12 protein-coding genes and 2 tRNA genes are annotated in these 14,745 nt (G+C 64.1%); all 14 read left to right on the forward strand.

The features are described from left to right. Positions 1-51 precede the first annotated feature (51 nt). The 14 genes from nuoE to nusA all read left to right on the forward strand — a co-directional run bounded on the left by nuoE (position 52) and on the right by nusA (position 14,724). Complete coding sequence (gene nuoE, locus ABH900_RS13025) at positions 52-579, forward strand: NADH-quinone oxidoreductase subunit NuoE (RefSeq protein WP_429623334.1); 528 nt, start codon at positions 52-54, stop codon at positions 577-579. A 4-nt stretch (positions 580-583) separates the two neighbouring features. Continuing rightward, entirely contained in the window at positions 584-1,924 is a 1,341-nt protein-coding gene (gene nuoF, locus ABH900_RS13030) for an NADH-quinone oxidoreductase subunit NuoF (protein ID WP_429623336.1), read from the forward strand. After that, the gene (gene nuoG / locus ABH900_RS13035; protein WP_429623337.1) at positions 1,921-4,155 is read left to right on the forward strand and encodes an NADH-quinone oxidoreductase subunit NuoG; all 2,235 of its coding nucleotides are present in this window, start codon (positions 1,921-1,923) and stop codon (positions 4,153-4,155) included. The genes nuoF and nuoG overlap by 4 nt, the downstream gene beginning before the upstream one ends. Beyond that, entirely contained in the window at positions 4,152-5,246 is a 1,095-nt protein-coding gene (nuoH, locus tag ABH900_RS13040; protein ID WP_429623339.1) for an NADH-quinone oxidoreductase subunit NuoH, read from the forward strand. The genes nuoG and nuoH overlap by 4 nt, the downstream gene beginning before the upstream one ends. A gap of 4 nt (positions 5,247-5,250) precedes the next feature. Further along, positions 5,251-5,739 carry an NADH-quinone oxidoreductase subunit NuoI gene (gene nuoI, locus ABH900_RS13045; protein WP_005417924.1) on the forward strand — a complete coding sequence of 163 codons (489 nt, stop codon included), beginning with the start codon at positions 5,251-5,253 and terminating at the stop codon, positions 5,737-5,739. A 9-nt stretch (positions 5,740-5,748) separates the two neighbouring features. Further along, positions 5,749-6,405: an NADH-quinone oxidoreductase subunit J gene (locus ABH900_RS13050; RefSeq protein ID WP_093999837.1), complete on the forward strand. Its 657-nt coding sequence runs from the start codon at positions 5,749-5,751 to the stop codon at positions 6,403-6,405. Next, a complete protein-coding gene (gene nuoK / locus ABH900_RS13055) occupies positions 6,402-6,707 on the forward strand; it encodes an NADH-quinone oxidoreductase subunit NuoK (RefSeq protein ID WP_005410454.1) in 306 nt (101 codons plus the stop codon). The genes ABH900_RS13050 and nuoK overlap by 4 nt, the downstream gene beginning before the upstream one ends. Before the next feature lie 7 nt (positions 6,708-6,714). Next, positions 6,715-8,880, forward strand: a complete 2,166-nt coding sequence (gene nuoL, locus ABH900_RS13060) for an NADH-quinone oxidoreductase subunit L (protein WP_429623341.1) — start codon at positions 6,715-6,717, stop codon at positions 8,878-8,880. A 23-nt stretch (positions 8,881-8,903) separates the two neighbouring features. Beyond that, the gene (locus ABH900_RS13065; RefSeq protein WP_429623342.1) at positions 8,904-10,412 is read left to right on the forward strand and encodes an NADH-quinone oxidoreductase subunit M; all 1,509 of its coding nucleotides are present in this window, start codon (positions 8,904-8,906) and stop codon (positions 10,410-10,412) included. A 15-nt stretch (positions 10,413-10,427) separates the two neighbouring features. Further along, a complete protein-coding gene (nuoN, locus tag ABH900_RS13070; protein WP_429623343.1) occupies positions 10,428-11,888 on the forward strand; it encodes an NADH-quinone oxidoreductase subunit NuoN in 1,461 nt (486 codons plus the stop codon). A gap of 127 nt (positions 11,889-12,015) precedes the next feature. Further along, positions 12,016-12,092, forward strand: a tRNA-Met gene (locus tag ABH900_RS13075). 82 nt (positions 12,093-12,174) lie between these two features. Next, positions 12,175-12,251 (forward strand) — tRNA-Met (locus tag ABH900_RS13080). 366 nt (positions 12,252-12,617) lie between these two features. Further along, positions 12,618-13,208, forward strand: coding sequence for a ribosome maturation factor RimP (rimP, locus tag ABH900_RS13085; RefSeq protein ID WP_429623344.1), 591 nt, complete (start codon positions 12,618-12,620; stop codon positions 13,206-13,208). A gap of 4 nt (positions 13,209-13,212) precedes the next feature. After that, positions 13,213-14,724 (forward strand): transcription termination factor NusA, encoded by a 1,512-nt coding sequence (nusA, locus tag ABH900_RS13090; protein ID WP_429623346.1) that lies wholly within the window; start codon positions 13,213-13,215, stop codon positions 14,722-14,724. Positions 14,725-14,745 lie beyond the last annotated feature (21 nt).

The following is a 14,745-nucleotide window of genomic DNA, read 5'->3' on the forward strand; positions in this document are numbered from 1 at the left end:
GGCGCCGCAGTTTCTGGAATTTCACGTTATGCATTTCGCTGAGGTCGGCCGATGAAGGCGACAGGTAATTTCGAGACGGCGCGCGACGTCGACCCGATGGTGGTGCTGAGCGACAAGACCCGTGCTCACATCGATCACTGGCTGTCCAAGTTCCCGCCGGACCGCAAGCGCTCGGCCGTGCTTCAGGGCCTGCATGCGGCCCAGGAGCAGAACGAGGGCTGGCTGACCGACGAGTTGATCGCCGGTGTGGCCAAGTACCTCGACCTGCCGCCGGTGTGGGCCTACGAGGTCGCCAGCTTCTACTCGATGTTCGAGACCGAGAAGGTGGGCCGCAACAACGTGGCCATCTGCACCAACATCAGCTGCTGGCTCAATGGCGCCGAGGACATCGTGCGCCATTGCGAGAAGAAGCTGGGCATCAAGCACGGTGAATCGACCCCGGACGGCCGCGTCTACCTCAAGCGCGAGGAAGAGTGCCTGGCCGGTTGCGGCGGCGCGCCGATGATGGTCATCAACGGTCACTACCATGAGCGTCTGACCCTGCAGAAGGTCGACGAGCTGCTGGACGGGCTGGAGTAAGGGCATGGCACATCACCACGAATCCAAGGGTCCGGTCGGCCCCGCACCGCTGCCGCACCAGGTGGTCTACACCACCCTGCATTACGACACCCCGTGGTCGTACGAAAGCTACCTCAAGACCGGTGGCTACGCCGCCCTGCGCAGGATCCTCGAAGAGAAGATCCCGCCGGAGCAGGTCATCGAGATGGTCAAGGCCTCGGGTCTGCGTGGCCGCGGTGGCGCAGGCTTCCCGACCGGCCTGAAGTGGTCCTTCATGCCCAAGGGCAACATGCAGAAGTACATCCTCTGCAACTCGGACGAATCCGAGCCGGGCACCTGCAAGGACCGCGACATCCTGCGCTACAACCCGCATTCGGTGGTGGAAGGCATGGCGATCGCCTGTTATGCCACCGGTTCGACCGTGGGCTACAACTACCTGCGCGGTGAGTTCCATCACGAGCCGTTCGAGCACTTCGAGCAGGCCCTGGCCGACGCCTATGCGAACGGCTGGCTGGGCAAGAACGTGATGGGCTCGGGCGTGGACATCGACATCTACGGTGCGCTGGGCGCCGGCGCGTACATCTGCGGCGAAGAAACCGCGCTGATGGAATCGCTGGAAGGCAAGAAGGGCCAGCCGCGCTACAAGCCACCGTTCCCGGCCAACTTCGGCCTGTACGGCAAGCCGTCGACGATCAACAACACCGAAACCTACGGTTCGGTGCCGGCGATCATCCGCAACGGTCCGGAGTGGTTCAAGGGCCTGAGCCTGACCGCCAATGGCGGTCCGAAGTGCTTCTCGGTGTCCGGCTGCGTGCAGAACGGCGGCAACTTCGAAGTGCCGCTGGGCACCACCTTCCACGACCTGCTGGAAATGGCCGGTGGCCTGCGTCCGGGCCGCACCCTCAAGGGCGCGATCCCGGGCGGCGTGTCGATGCCGGTGCTGACCGCGGCCGAGCTGAAGGATCTGCCGATGGACTACGACACCATCCGCGCACTGGGCTCCGGCCTGGGTTCGGGTGCGATCGTGGTGCTCGACGACAGCGTCTGCTGCGTCAAGTTCGCCTGTCGCATCAGCCAGTTCTTCCACAAGGAATCCTGTGGCCAGTGCACCCCGTGCCGTGAAGGTACCGGCTGGATGCACCGCGTGCTGGAGCGCATCGTCGCCGGCAAGGCCACGATGGAAGACCTGCACCAGCTGAAGGCGGTGGCCGGCCAGATCGAAGGCCACACCATCTGTGCGTTCGGTGAAGCGGCTGCATGGCCCATCCAGGGTTTCCTGCGCCAGTTCTGGGACGAATTCGAGTACTACATCGTCAACGGTCATTCGATGGTTGACGGCAAGAAGGTGGAGGCAGCCGCCGCATGAGCGCGCAACCCGTAAACCCGAACGTGCCACCGGATCACGTGACCATCGAAATCGATGGCAAGTCCCTGGTCGTGCCCAAGGGTTCGATGATCATCCAGGCGGCCGACAAGGCCGGCATTTCGATTCCGCGCTTCTGCTACCACGAGAAGCTGCCGATCGCCGCCAACTGCCGCATGTGCCTGGTGGACGTGGAGAAGTCGCCGAAGCCGGCGCCTGCCTGCGCCACCCCGGTGATGGATGGCATGAAGGTCGCCACCCGCAGCGAGAAGGCACTGAAGTTCCAGCGCTCGGTGATGGAGTTCCTGCTCATCAACCACCCGCTGGACTGCCCGATCTGCGATCAGGGCGGTGAGTGCGAGCTGCAGGACGTGTCGCTGGGCTATGGCCGTTCGGTCAGCCGCTTCAACGAGCGCAAGCGCGTGGTGCCGGACGAGGACATGGGTCCGCTGGTCGCCACCGAGATGACCCGCTGCATCCAGTGCACCCGCTGCGTCCGCTTCACCGCCGACGTTGCCGGTACCTACGAACTGGGTGGCATGTACCGCGGTGAGAACCTGCAGATCGGTACCTTCGACGGCAAGCCGCTGACCACCGAGCTGTCCGGCAACGTCGTCGACGTCTGCCCGGTCGGTGCGCTGACCAACAAGGTGTTCCAGTTCCGCGCCCGTCCGTGGGAACTGACCGCGCGCGAGTCGCTGGGCTACCACGACGCGATGGGTTCGAACCTGTTCCTGCACGTGCGCCGCGGCGAAGTGCTGCGCACCGTGCCGCGCGACAACGAAGCCGTCAACGAATGCTGGCTGTCCGACCGTGACCGCTACTCGCACCAGGGCCTGTACAGCGAAGACCGTGCGGTCAAGCCGCTGCGCAAGGTCAATGGCGAGTGGAAGGAAGTGAGCTGGGCCGAAGGTCTGGCCGCTGCCGCCGAGATCCTCAAGGCCAACCAGGGCGACAACCTGGGCGTGCTGGTGCACCCGTCGACCTCGAACGAGGAAGGCGCGCTGCTGGCCCGCCTGGCCAAGGGCCTGGGCTCGAGCAACATCGACCACCGCATCAACAACCGCGATTTCTCCGACGCCGCAACCGCCGAAGTGTTCGGCCTGCCGCTGGCCGAAATCGAAGGCGCCGACCGCATCGTCGTTCTGGGCAGCAACATCCGCCACGAACTGCCGCTGCTGCACGCCCGCCTGCGCAAGGCGCAGACCACCAACGGCGCGAAGATCCACGTCGTCAACCCGGTGGACTTCGACTTCGCTTTCAGTGTCGCCGGCAAGCAGATCGTTGCGCCGTCGAAGTTCGTCGATGCGCTGGCCAACGCCGAGCTGCGTTCGGCAGTGCAGGGCGGCAACAACACCGTGCTGATCGTCGGTGGCATCGCCGAGAACCACCCGCAGGCTGCCGCGATCCGCGCCGCTGCGCGTGACTTCGCTGCCGCCACCGGTGCCAAGCTGTGCCGCATTCCGCAGGGCGCCAACGCCGTTGGCCTGGCCCGTGCCGGCGTGCTGCCGGCCGGCAAGGACGTCGCCGCGATGCTGGCGCAACCGCGCCAGGCCTACGTGGTGTACGGCCTGGAACCGGGCCTGGACTTCGCCGATGCTCCGGCCGCGCGCAAGGCGCTGGTCGGTGCCAAGGTGGTGGCCTTCAGTCAGTTCGCTTGTGTCTCGACCCGCGACGTTGCCGACGTGATCCTGCCGATCGGTGCGCTGCCGGAAATCGACGCCACCCTGACCAACCTCGATGGTCGCGAGCAGTCGGCCCGTGCCGGCGGCAAGCTGCCGGGCGAGGCGCGTGAAGGCTGGCGTGTGCTGCGCGCTCTGGGCGGCGAGCTGGCCGTGGCCGGTTTCGACTTCACCGACCTGGTCGGCCTGCGCGCCAGCCTGGCTCCGGTGCCGGTCACCGTGGCCGCTTCGGCACAGCCGGTGGTCGCCGGTGAAGGCCTGGAAGTGGCTTCGACCGCTGCGATCTACCGCACCGACGCAGTGGTCCGCCGTGCGCCGGCGCTGCAGTCGCATCCCTTGAACAACGCCCCGCGCATCGTGCTGAACGCTGAAGATGCCACTCGCCTGCAGCTGCAGGACGGGCAGATGGCCAAGGTCGGCACCGATGCCGGCAAGGCCACCCTGCCGGTAGTGGTCGACGCCCGCGTCGCTGCGGGTTCGGTCTGGATTGAATCGGGCCACGGCGCGACCGCGCCGCTGGGTGCCGCTCGCGTAACGGTGGTGGCTGCATGAACGAATTGCTGTTGAACGCGACCGATCCGCTGCACCAGTGGCTGCTGGGCCTCGGTGACATCGGCGCGCTGATCTGGATCATCCTGAAGATCCTGGTGATCACCGTTCCGGTGATCGTCTCGGTAGCCTTCTACGTGGTCTGGGAACGCAAACTGATCGGCTGGATGCACGTCCGCCACGGCCCGATGTACGTGGGCATGGGCATCTTCCAGGCCTTCGCCGACGTCTTCAAGCTGCTGTTCAAGGAAGTGCTGCAGCCGAGCAGCGCCAACAAGGCGATCTTCCTGTTGGCCCCGCTGGTCACCCTGGCCCCGGCCTTTGCGGCCTGGTCGGTGGTTCCCTTCGATTCGCAGATCGTGCTGTCCAACGCCAACGCCGGCCTGCTGTACCTGCTGGCGATGACCTCGCTGGGCATCTACGGCATCATCCTGGCCGGTTGGGCATCCAACTCGAAGTACGCGTTCCTGGGTGCCATGCGCGCCTCGGCACAGATGATCAGCTACGAAATCGCGATGGGCTTCGCCCTGGTCGGCGTGATGATCGCATCGGGTAGCCTGAACCTGAGCAGCATCGTGATGGCGCAGGCAGGCAGCTCCGGCTTCTTCGACTGGTTCCTGCTGCCACTGTTCCCGCTGTTCGTCATCTACTGGGTTTCGGGCGTTGCTGAAACCAACCGCGCGCCGTTCGACGTCGTGGAAGGTGAATCGGAAATCGTGGCCGGCCACATGGTCGAGTACTCCGGCGGTGCGTTCGCCCTGTTCTTCCTGGCCGAATACGCGAACATGATCCTGATCAGCTTCCTGATCTCGATCTTCTTCCTCGGCGGCTGGCTGAGCCCGATCCAGGGCTGGGTCAATCCGGGCGACATCTCGCCGCTGGTCGACTGGATCTGGAAGGGCGGTGCACCGTGGCTGTTCGTCAAGGTGTTCTTCTTCGCCAGTGCCTACATCTGGTTCCGTGCCAGCTTCCCGCGCTTCCGCTATGACCAGATCATGCGCCTGGGTTGGAAGGTTTTCATCCCGCTGGCCATTCTGTGGATTGCGGTTACCGCCGTCATGGTGTTCTTCGGCGTGATTCAAAAGGGCGTCTAAAGTGATGAACAGGATTACCCATTACTTCAAGAGCCTGCTGCTGCTCGAACTGCTGGCCGGCCTCTGGCTGACGCTGAAGTACAGCTTCAAGCCGAAGTACACGATGATGTACCCGATGGAGAAGTTCCCGCAGTCGCCGCGCTTCCGTGGCCTGCATGCGCTGCGCCGTTATCCCAACGGCGAAGAGCGCTGCATCGCCTGCAAGCTGTGCGAAGCGGTGTGCCCGGCGCTGGCCATCACCATCGACTCGGCCAAGCGCGAGGACGGCACCCGTCGTACCACCCGCTACGACATCGACCTGTTCAAGTGCATCTTCTGCGGCTTCTGTGAAGAAAGCTGCCCGGTGGACTCGATCGTCGAAACCCACATCCTCGAGTACCACTTCGAGAACCGTGGCGAAAACATCGTTACCAAGCCGCAGCTGCTGGCCCTGGGCGACCGTCTCGAGTCCGAGATCGCCGAGCGTCGTGCCGCCGATGCCGCTTACCGCTGAGGTCGAGAAATGGATTGGGTAAATATCGCTTTCTGGGTCTTCGCCATCGCGGCAACGGTTTCGGCCGGTGCGGTGATCAGCGTGCGCAATCCGGTGCATGCCGTGCTGTGCCTGGTGCTGACCTTCTTCTCCATCGCCTGCGTGTGGCTGCTGGTGGGCGCCGAGTTCCTCGGTGTGGCACTGGTGCTGGTCTACGTTGGCGCGGTGATGGTGTTGTTCCTGTTCGTGGTGATGATGCTGGACATCGACCCCACCAAGATGCGTGAGGGTTGGGTGCGTTACCTGCCGGTCGGCCTGATCGTCGCCGTGGCCATGCTGGTGCAGATGCTGATCCTGATCGGCGTGAAGGGCAGGGCGGTTACCCCGTTCCCGGCCGACAACGCCGCCGCGGTCGCTGCCGACAGCTCCAACGTCACCTGGCTGGCGCGCACGCTGTTCACCGAGTACCTGCTGCCGTTCGAGTTCGCCGCCGTCATCCTGACCGTGGCCGTGGTTGCCGCCGTGATGCTGACCCTGCGTCGCCGTACCGGCGTGAAGAGCCAGAACCCGGGCGAGCAGACCATGGTCAAGGCCGGCCAGCGCCTGCGCATGGTCAAGATGGGCGCCGAGGCACCGGTCGTGCACAGCAACAGCAAGCCGGCCGCCGGCGAGGAGACCCAGCCGTGATTACCCTTGGCCACATGCTTGCGCTCGGCGCGGTGCTGTTCGCCATCAGCCTGGCGGGCATCTTCCTGAACCGGAAGAACGTCATCGTCCTGCTGATGTCGATCGAACTGATGCTGCTGTCGGTGAACATCAACTTCGTCGGCTTCTCGCGTCAGCTGGGCGATCCGTCCGGCCAGCTGTTCGTGTTCTTCATCCTGACCGTCGCCGCCGCGGAAGCCGCCATCGGCCTGGCGATCCTGGTGACCCTGTTCCGCACCCGCCGCACGATCAATGTCGGCGAAGTCGATTCGTTGAAGGGCTGATCCACAGATGGAAATCACTCTCTCCAAGAGTCTGTTGATCGCAGTGGTGCTTGCACCGCTGTTCGGCAGCATCATCGCCGGCCTGTTCGGTCGCCAGGTCAAGCGCTTCGGCGCGCAGACCATCACCATCCTCGGCGTCGCGGTTGCTTGCGGCCTGTCGATGTACACGTTCTACCAGTTGATGTGGGGCGGCGCGCAGCCGTTCAACCAGAACCTCTACACGTTCTTCGAAGTGGGGCAGTACTCGGCCCATGTCGGCTTCATGGTCGACAAGCTGACCGCGATGATGATGGTGGTGGTGACCTTCGTGTCGCTGCTGGTCCACATCTACACGATCGGCTACATGCAGGACGATCCGGGCTACCAGCGGTTCTTCAGCTACATCTCGCTGTTCACCTTCTCGATGCTCACCCTGGTGATGAGCAACAACTTCCTGCAGCTGTTCTTCGGCTGGGAAGCGGTGGGTCTGGTGTCGTACCTGCTGATCGGCTTCTGGTTCAAGCGCCCGACCGCGATCTTCGCCAACATGAAGGCGTTCCTGGTCAACCGCGTCGGTGACTTCGGCTTCCTGCTGGGCATCGCCGGCGTGCTGTGGGTGTTCGGTACCCTGGACTACTCGCAGGTGTTCTCGCAGGCCGGCATGCTGGCTGACCCGCGCGCCCAGCTGCAGATCTGGGACGGCACGATCCTGGGCATGCAGCTGCTGAACGAGCCGGTGATCTGGTCGATCGCCACCGTCATCTGCATCTGCCTGTTCATCGGTGCCATGGGCAAGTCGGCCCAGGTCCCGCTGCACGTGTGGCTGCCGGACTCGATGGAAGGCCCGACCCCGATCTCGGCACTGATCCACGCCGCGACGATGGTGACCGCCGGTATCTTCATGGTCACCCGCATGTCGCCGCTGTTCGAGCTGTCGCAGACCGCGCTGAACTTCGTGCTGTTCATCGGTGCCACCACCGCGTTCTTCACGGGCCTGATCGGCATCGTGCAGAACGACATCAAGCGCGTGGTCGCGTACTCCACGCTGTCCCAGCTGGGTTACATGACCGTTGCACTGGGCGTGTCGGCCTATTCGGCCGCCGTGTTCCACCTGATGACCCACGCCTTCTTCAAGGCACTGCTGTTCCTGGGTGCCGGCTCGGTCATCATCGCGATGCACCACGAGCAGGACATGCGCAAGATGGGCGGCCTGCGCAAGTACATGCCGATCACCTTCGTCACCATGTGGATCGGTACCCTGGCGCTGGTCGGTACGCCGTTCTTCTCCGGCTTCTACTCGAAGGACACCATCATCGAGGCGGCCGAGCTGCACGCGCACCTGTCCAACAACTGGGTGGCCACCTACGGCTACTGGGCAGTGCTGGGTGGCGTGATCGTCACCAGCTTCTACAGCTTCCGCCTGCTGTTCCTAACCTTCCATGGCAAGGAACGCTTCCGCGACGCGCATGATGATCACGCCCATGGTCACGACCATGATGATCACCACGCCGCCGACGCCCACCACGGCGATGCCCACGACGACCACGGCCATGGCCACGGTCCGCATGAGCCGCACGAAACCCCGTGGGTGGTGACCCTGCCGCTGATCCTGCTGGCCATCCCATCGATCGCCATCGGTTTCTTCAGCATCGGTCCGATGCTGTACGGCACCGACTGGGCCGGCAACCATGCGCACGACGCGATCAAGGGCCAGGCGCATACGTTCTTCACCGGTGTCGTCGATTTCTACGATCCGGCCAAGAACACCATCGGCTTCCTGGGTGAAGAGTTCCACGGCCCGGTCGCCTTCGCGCTGCACGGCATGATGGCGCCTGCGTTCTTCCTGACCGTTGCGGGCTTCCTGCTGGCCGCACTGTTCTACCTGTGGAAGCCGGATCTGTCGGGCAAGGCGCGCAAGACCTTCGCCCCGCTGGTGTCGGTGCTGGAAAACAAGTACGGCTTCGACAAGCTGTGGATCGATGGCTTTGCCGGCGGCAGCGTCAAGCTGGGCAGGGTCTCGCGCTGGATCGACAGCAACATCGTCGACGGCGTGGTCAATCTCTCGGCACGTGTTGTGGACGTCGCAGCCGGCGTGCTGCGTCGTACCCAATCCGGTTTCCTCTATCACTACGCCTTCGCGATGATCATCGGCCTGATTGCCCTGCTGGGCGTGCTGATGCATTACCTGCGTTGATGACCTGTACGGAATAAGAAGACGTGTCGAACTGGCCTCTACTCAGTGTCCTCATCTGGCTGCCGATCATCGGTGGTGCCCTGATCCTTGCGATCCGTGATGCGCAGACCGCCCGTTGGGCGTCGCTGGGCGTAGCGGTGCTCACCTTCGTTGCAAGCCTCTCGCTGCTGAGCGGCTACAACCCGGGCATCGACGGAATGCAGTTCGTCGAGACCCATGCGTGGATCCCGGCGTACAAGATCGGCTACAACCTGGGCGTGGACGGCATTGCCATCGCGCTGATCCTGCTGACCACCCTGGTGGGCGCGCTGGCACTGATCGGTGCCTGGACGTCCATCGACAAGCGGGTGAACCAGTACGTGGCCGCCTTCCTGATCCTGGAAGGCGTCACCGTCGGTATCTTCTCGGCGACGGACGCGATGCTGTTCTACGTGTTCTTCGAAGCGATGCTGATCCCGATGTTCCTGATCATCGGTGTCTGGGGCGGCCCGCGCCGCATCTACGCAGCCCTGAAGTTCTTCCTGTACACCTTCCTCGGCTCGGTGCTGATGCTGGTGGCGCTGATCTACCTGTACATGAAGGGCGGCAGCTTCCAGCTGGCCGACCTGTATGCGCTGCCGCTGTCGGCCAAGGAGCAGACCTGGATCTTCTTCGCCTTCCTGATCGCCTTCGCGGTCAAGGTGCCGATGTTCCCGGTCCACACCTGGCTGCCGGACGCGCACGTGGAAGCACCGACCGCCGGTTCGGTGATCCTGGCCGCCATCGCGCTGAAGATCGGTGGCTACGGCTTCCTGCGCTTCAACCTGCCGATCGTCCCGGACGCGTCGCAGGAATGGGCCTGGCTGGTGATCGCGCTGTCGCTGATCGCAGTGATCTACGTCGGCCTGGTCGCCCTGGTGCAGGACGACATGAAGAAGCTGATCGCCTATTCCTCGATCGCGCACATGGGCTTCGTCACCCTGGGTACCTTCATTGCCCTGTGGCTGGTGCGTGAAGCCGGCAACGCCGATGCCGCCCGCCTGGGCCTGCAGGGCGCCATGGTGCAGATGATCTCGCACGGCTTCGTGTCCGGCGCGATGTTCTCCTGCGTCGGCGTGCTGTACGACCGCATGCACAGCCGCCGCATCGCCGATTACGGCGGCGTGGTCAACGTGATGCCGTGGTTTGCCACCTTTGCCATGCTGTTCTTCATGGCCAATGCGGGCCTGCCGGGCACCAGCGGTTTCGTCGGCGAGTTCATGGTCATCCTGTCGGCCTTCCAGCGTAATCCGTGGATCGCGCTGGGCGCGGCCACCACCCTGATCATCGGCGCCGCCTACACCCTGTGGCTGTACAAGCGCATCTTCTTCGGCGAAGTGGCCAACAGCCATGTCGCCGAACTGAAGGACATCAACGGCCGCGAATGGCTGGTGCTGGGCGTGTTCGCCATCGGCGTGCTGGCCCTGGGTATCTACCCCAAGCCGCTGACCGACCTGATGGAGCCCTCGATCGCGAAGCTGGCCATGCAGATCGCATCCAGCAAGCTGCTGTAATTCCAGGATTTGATGATGACCACCTCGCCGCTGCTGCCATTGACCGCTGCTGACCTGCCACCGCTCGCTCCCGAGCTGGTGCTGATCGGCAGCGCCTTCGCCCTGATGATCCTCGACCTGTTCGTCAGCAACCGGAACAAGATCGTCACCCACCTGTTCTCGCTCGCTGCGCTGGCCGTGGTGCTGTTCATGCTGGCTACCGGCGTGGGCGGGCAGGGGGAGGTCTTCCATGGCATGTTCGTGCGCGATACCGCTGCGGACGTGATGAAGACCGGGATCGTGCTGCTCAGCGGCCTGACCCTGATCTACGGTTGGCGCTACCTGCGTGACCGCAATCTGTTCCAGGGCGAGATCCCGGTGCTGATCCTGTTCGGCACCGCCGGCATGATGATCCTGGTCTCGGCCGGCAGCCTGCTGATGGTCTACCTGGGCCTGGAACTGCTGGCGCTGTGCTCCTACGCGCTGGTCGCCAGCAACCGCGAAAACGGCCTGGCCTCGGAAGCGGCGATGAAGTACATCGTGCTGGGTTCGCTGGCCTCGGGCCTGTTGCTGTACGGCATGTCGCTGATCTACGGCGCGACCGGCAGCCTGCACCTGGACGTCATCCGTGATGCCATCCCGCACTCGGAAGAGCGCGTGCTGCTGATCACCGGTGCGGTGTTCATGATCGCCGGCGTCGCCTTCAAGCTGGGTGCTGCTCCGTTCCACATGTGGCTGCCGGACGTGTACCAGGGTGCCCCGGCACCGATCGCGCTGTTCATCAGCTCGGCTCCGAAGCTGGCCGCCTTCGGCATGGCCTACCGCCTGCTGGAAATGGGCGTGGGTCCGCTGTCGGCCGAACTGCAGCTGCTGATCGCTGGCCTGGCGGCGGTCTCGCTGGTCATCGGCAACCTGATGGCCATCGCGCAGAGCAACCTCAAGCGCATGCTGGCGTTCTCCACGGTCTCGCACATCGGCTTCCTGCTGATGGGCATTGCCGGTGGTGGTTCGCAGGGCTATGCCGCCGCGCTGTTCTATGCGCTGGCCTACGCCATCATGTCCACCGCCGCCTTCGGCGCGATCATCGCGCTGTCGCGTGCAGGCTTTGAAGCCGAGAACATCGAGGACTTCAAGGGCCTGAACGCCCGCAACCCATGGATGGCCGGCCTGGTGCTGTGCATCATGGCGTCGCTGGCCGGTATCCCGCCGTTCCTGGGCTTCTGGACCAAGTTGGCGGTGCTGGGCGCAGCCATCAATGGCGGCCTGCTGTGGCTGGCCATTCTGGGCGTGCTGTGCGCCGTGGTGGGCTGCTTCTACTACCTGCGCGTGATCAAGGTCATGTACTTCGATGAGCCGGTGGGCGAGGCCATGCCGCGCAGCAACGACCGCGTGCTGGGCGTGGTCCTGGGCGTGAACGCACTGGCGCTGCTGGCCCTGGGCCTGTCCTGGAACCCGATCATGCTGTGGTGCCAGAAGGCTTTTGCGCATCTTGCATAAAAGTTGACACAAAGCTGCGCGATTCGTGTAATATGCGCAGCCTGAGTTGTCACTGCAGCGGTTCAGCCAGAACATCGTTGCGGTAGCCCACCTCGAAAGAGTGGGGCAGCAGTTCAAACACTTCCGGTGCGGGGTGGAGCAGTCTGGCAGCTCGTCGGGCTCATAACCCGAAGGTCGCAGGTTCAAATCCTGCCCCCGCTACCAACATCGAATCGGCGCCAACCGGTTTGATGAATGAGGAAAAGCTTGCATTTATTGAAGTGATGCCTCATAATTCCGCTTCTGATGCGGGGTGGAGCAGTCTGGCAGCTCGTCGGGCTCATAACCCGAAGGTCGCAGGTTCAAATCCTGCCCCCGCTACCAAGTAAAGAGATCGCCTCCGAAGCCTTGCTTCGGGGGCGTTTTTCTTTGCGGTGTTCCGCTTTTCCATGCGATCAGGGTCAGATCCCTTTTTCCATGGAAAAAGGGATCTGACCCCGGGGCGCACCTTGCACCAGCGCGGTGCAGTCGCTATCATCTGCGGCCTAGCAGTACCCCTGAAGGCGGCCTTCCCACGGGAGTCCGGACCCGGAAGGAGGGCCGCAACCGGCACGCAGTGCAGGTTGCAACCGGAATCCAGTCACCGGAGTCTTTCCGGAAAAGGGGCCCAACGGGCCCTTTGTCGTTTCCGGGGCGTCATGTTTTCACGCTGGCCAAGGCCGGCACCCAACCAAGAGATCAAGGCAGGCTGTGAGCGACAAGGCAACCGACATCGCGAATCTGCTCGCCCCGACCGTTGTGTCGCTGGGCCTGGAGCTGCTGGGCGTTGAGTATCTGCCGGCCCCCGGCGGTGCGACCCTGCGCCTTTACATCGACGTGCCGCTGGCTGAGCAGCCCGAGCGCATCATCAATGTCGACGACTGCGAGCGGGTCAGCCGCGAAGTGTCGGCGCAGATGGACGTCGAAGACCCGATCAGCGGCAATTACACGCTGGAAGTGTCTTCGCCGGGCGTGGACCGCCCGCTGTTCAACCTGGAGCAGTTCGCTCGCCACCAGGGTGAATCGGCCAAGGTCACGCTGAAGCTGCCGCAGGACAATCGTCGTCGCCTGCAGGGCCGCATCGACGCCATCGACGAGGCCGCAGGCACCATCACCTTCATCGTCGACAAGACCGCAGTGGTCGTGTCGGCCGACAACATCGACAAGGCACGGATCATGCCCGACTGGGTCGCGCTGGGGCTGGCCCCGAGCAAGCCGACCGGTCCGGCGCCGAAGCGTCCGAAGCCGAACACGAATTCTTCTTCCAACGAGCCGGCGGCAAAGAAGCCGCGCGCGGAGTGAGCCAATGAGCAAGGAACTGTTGCTGGTAGTCGACGCGGTCGCCAACGAGAAGGGCGTGCCGCGTGAAGTGATCTTCGATGCGATCGAGGCCGCGCTGGCCTCGGCAGCGAAGAAGCGCTATCCCGACGAGGAAGTGCTGACCCGCGTGGTCATCGACCACAAGGATGGCAGCTACGAAACCTACCGCCGCTGGGAAGTGGTGGCCGATGACGTGGTCATGGAATCGCCGGACCGCCAGATCCGCCTGATGGACGCCGTCGACGAAGCCGAAGGCGTGGACGTCGGCGATTACATCGAAGAGCAGATCGAGAACCCGGATTTCGGCCGCATCGCCGCCCAGGCCGCCAAGCAGGTGATCGTGCAGCGCGTGCGCGAAGCCGAGCGCCAGCAGGTCGTGGATGCGTGGAAGGATCGCGTTGGCGAGCTGATCACCGGTGTGGTCAAGCGCGCCGAGCGCGGCAACATCTATGTCGACCTGGGCGGCAACGCCGAGGGCTTCATTCCGAAGGACAAGGGCATCCCGCGCGACGTGCTGCGCGCCGGTGATCGCGTGCGCGGCTATCTGGCCGAAGTGCGCTCGGAGCCGCGTGGCCCGCAGCTGTTCATCAGCCGCGCCGCCCCGGAATTCATGATCGAGCTGTTCAAGCTGGAAGTGCCGGAAGTCGGCCAGGGCCTGGTGGAAATCAAGGCCTGTGCCCGCGACCCGGGCGACCGCGCCAAGATCGCCGTGCTGGCCCATGACCAGCGCACCGATCCGATCGGCGCCTGCATCGGCATGCGCGGTTCGCGCGTGCAGGCCGTGTCCAACGAGCTCAATGGCGAGCGCGTGGATATCGTGCTGTGGAACGACAACCCGGCCAACTTCGTCATCAACGCGATGGCGCCGGCCGAAGTGCAGTCGATCATCGTCGATGAAGACAAGCACTCGATGGATCTGGCCGTGGCCGAAGACCGCCTGGCACAGGCGATCGGCAAGGGCGGCCAGAACGTGCGCCTGGCCAGCCGTCTGACCGGCTGGCAGCTCAACGTGATGACCCAGGACCAGGTCACCGCCAAGTCGGAGGCCGAGCAGGCTTCGGCCCGCCAGCTGTTCATGGACAAGCTGGAAGTGGACGAAGAGATCGCCGGCATCCTGGTCAGCGAAGGCTTCGGCACCGTCGAGGAAATCGCATATGTCCCGGTTGGCGAACTGCTGGCCGTGGAAGGTTTCGACGAAGACATCGTCGAAGAGCTGCGCGCTCGTGCCCGCGATGCGCTGCTCAATGAGGCCCTGGCAGTCGAGGAAGGCCTTGAAGACGGCCAGCCGGCGCAGGACCTGCTGTCCCTGAAGGGCATGGACGAAGCCACCGCATATGCGTTGGCCGGCCGCGGCGTGCGTACCAGCGAGGACCTGTCCGACCTGGCCGCCGACGAGGTCATGGACTTCGGCATCGAAGGGCTGGACCAGGCGCGCGCCGCTGCGCTGGTCCTGGCCGCACGTGCCGAGGAAATCGCCCGACTGGAACGCGGCGAATGAGCCGGCAATGAACAGGGCCCT

Origin of the sequence: Stenotrophomonas sp. AN71 (assembly GCF_050435725.1) — a bacterium.
In the GTDB taxonomy this organism is placed as follows: Bacteria; Pseudomonadota; Gammaproteobacteria; order Xanthomonadales; family Xanthomonadaceae; genus Stenotrophomonas.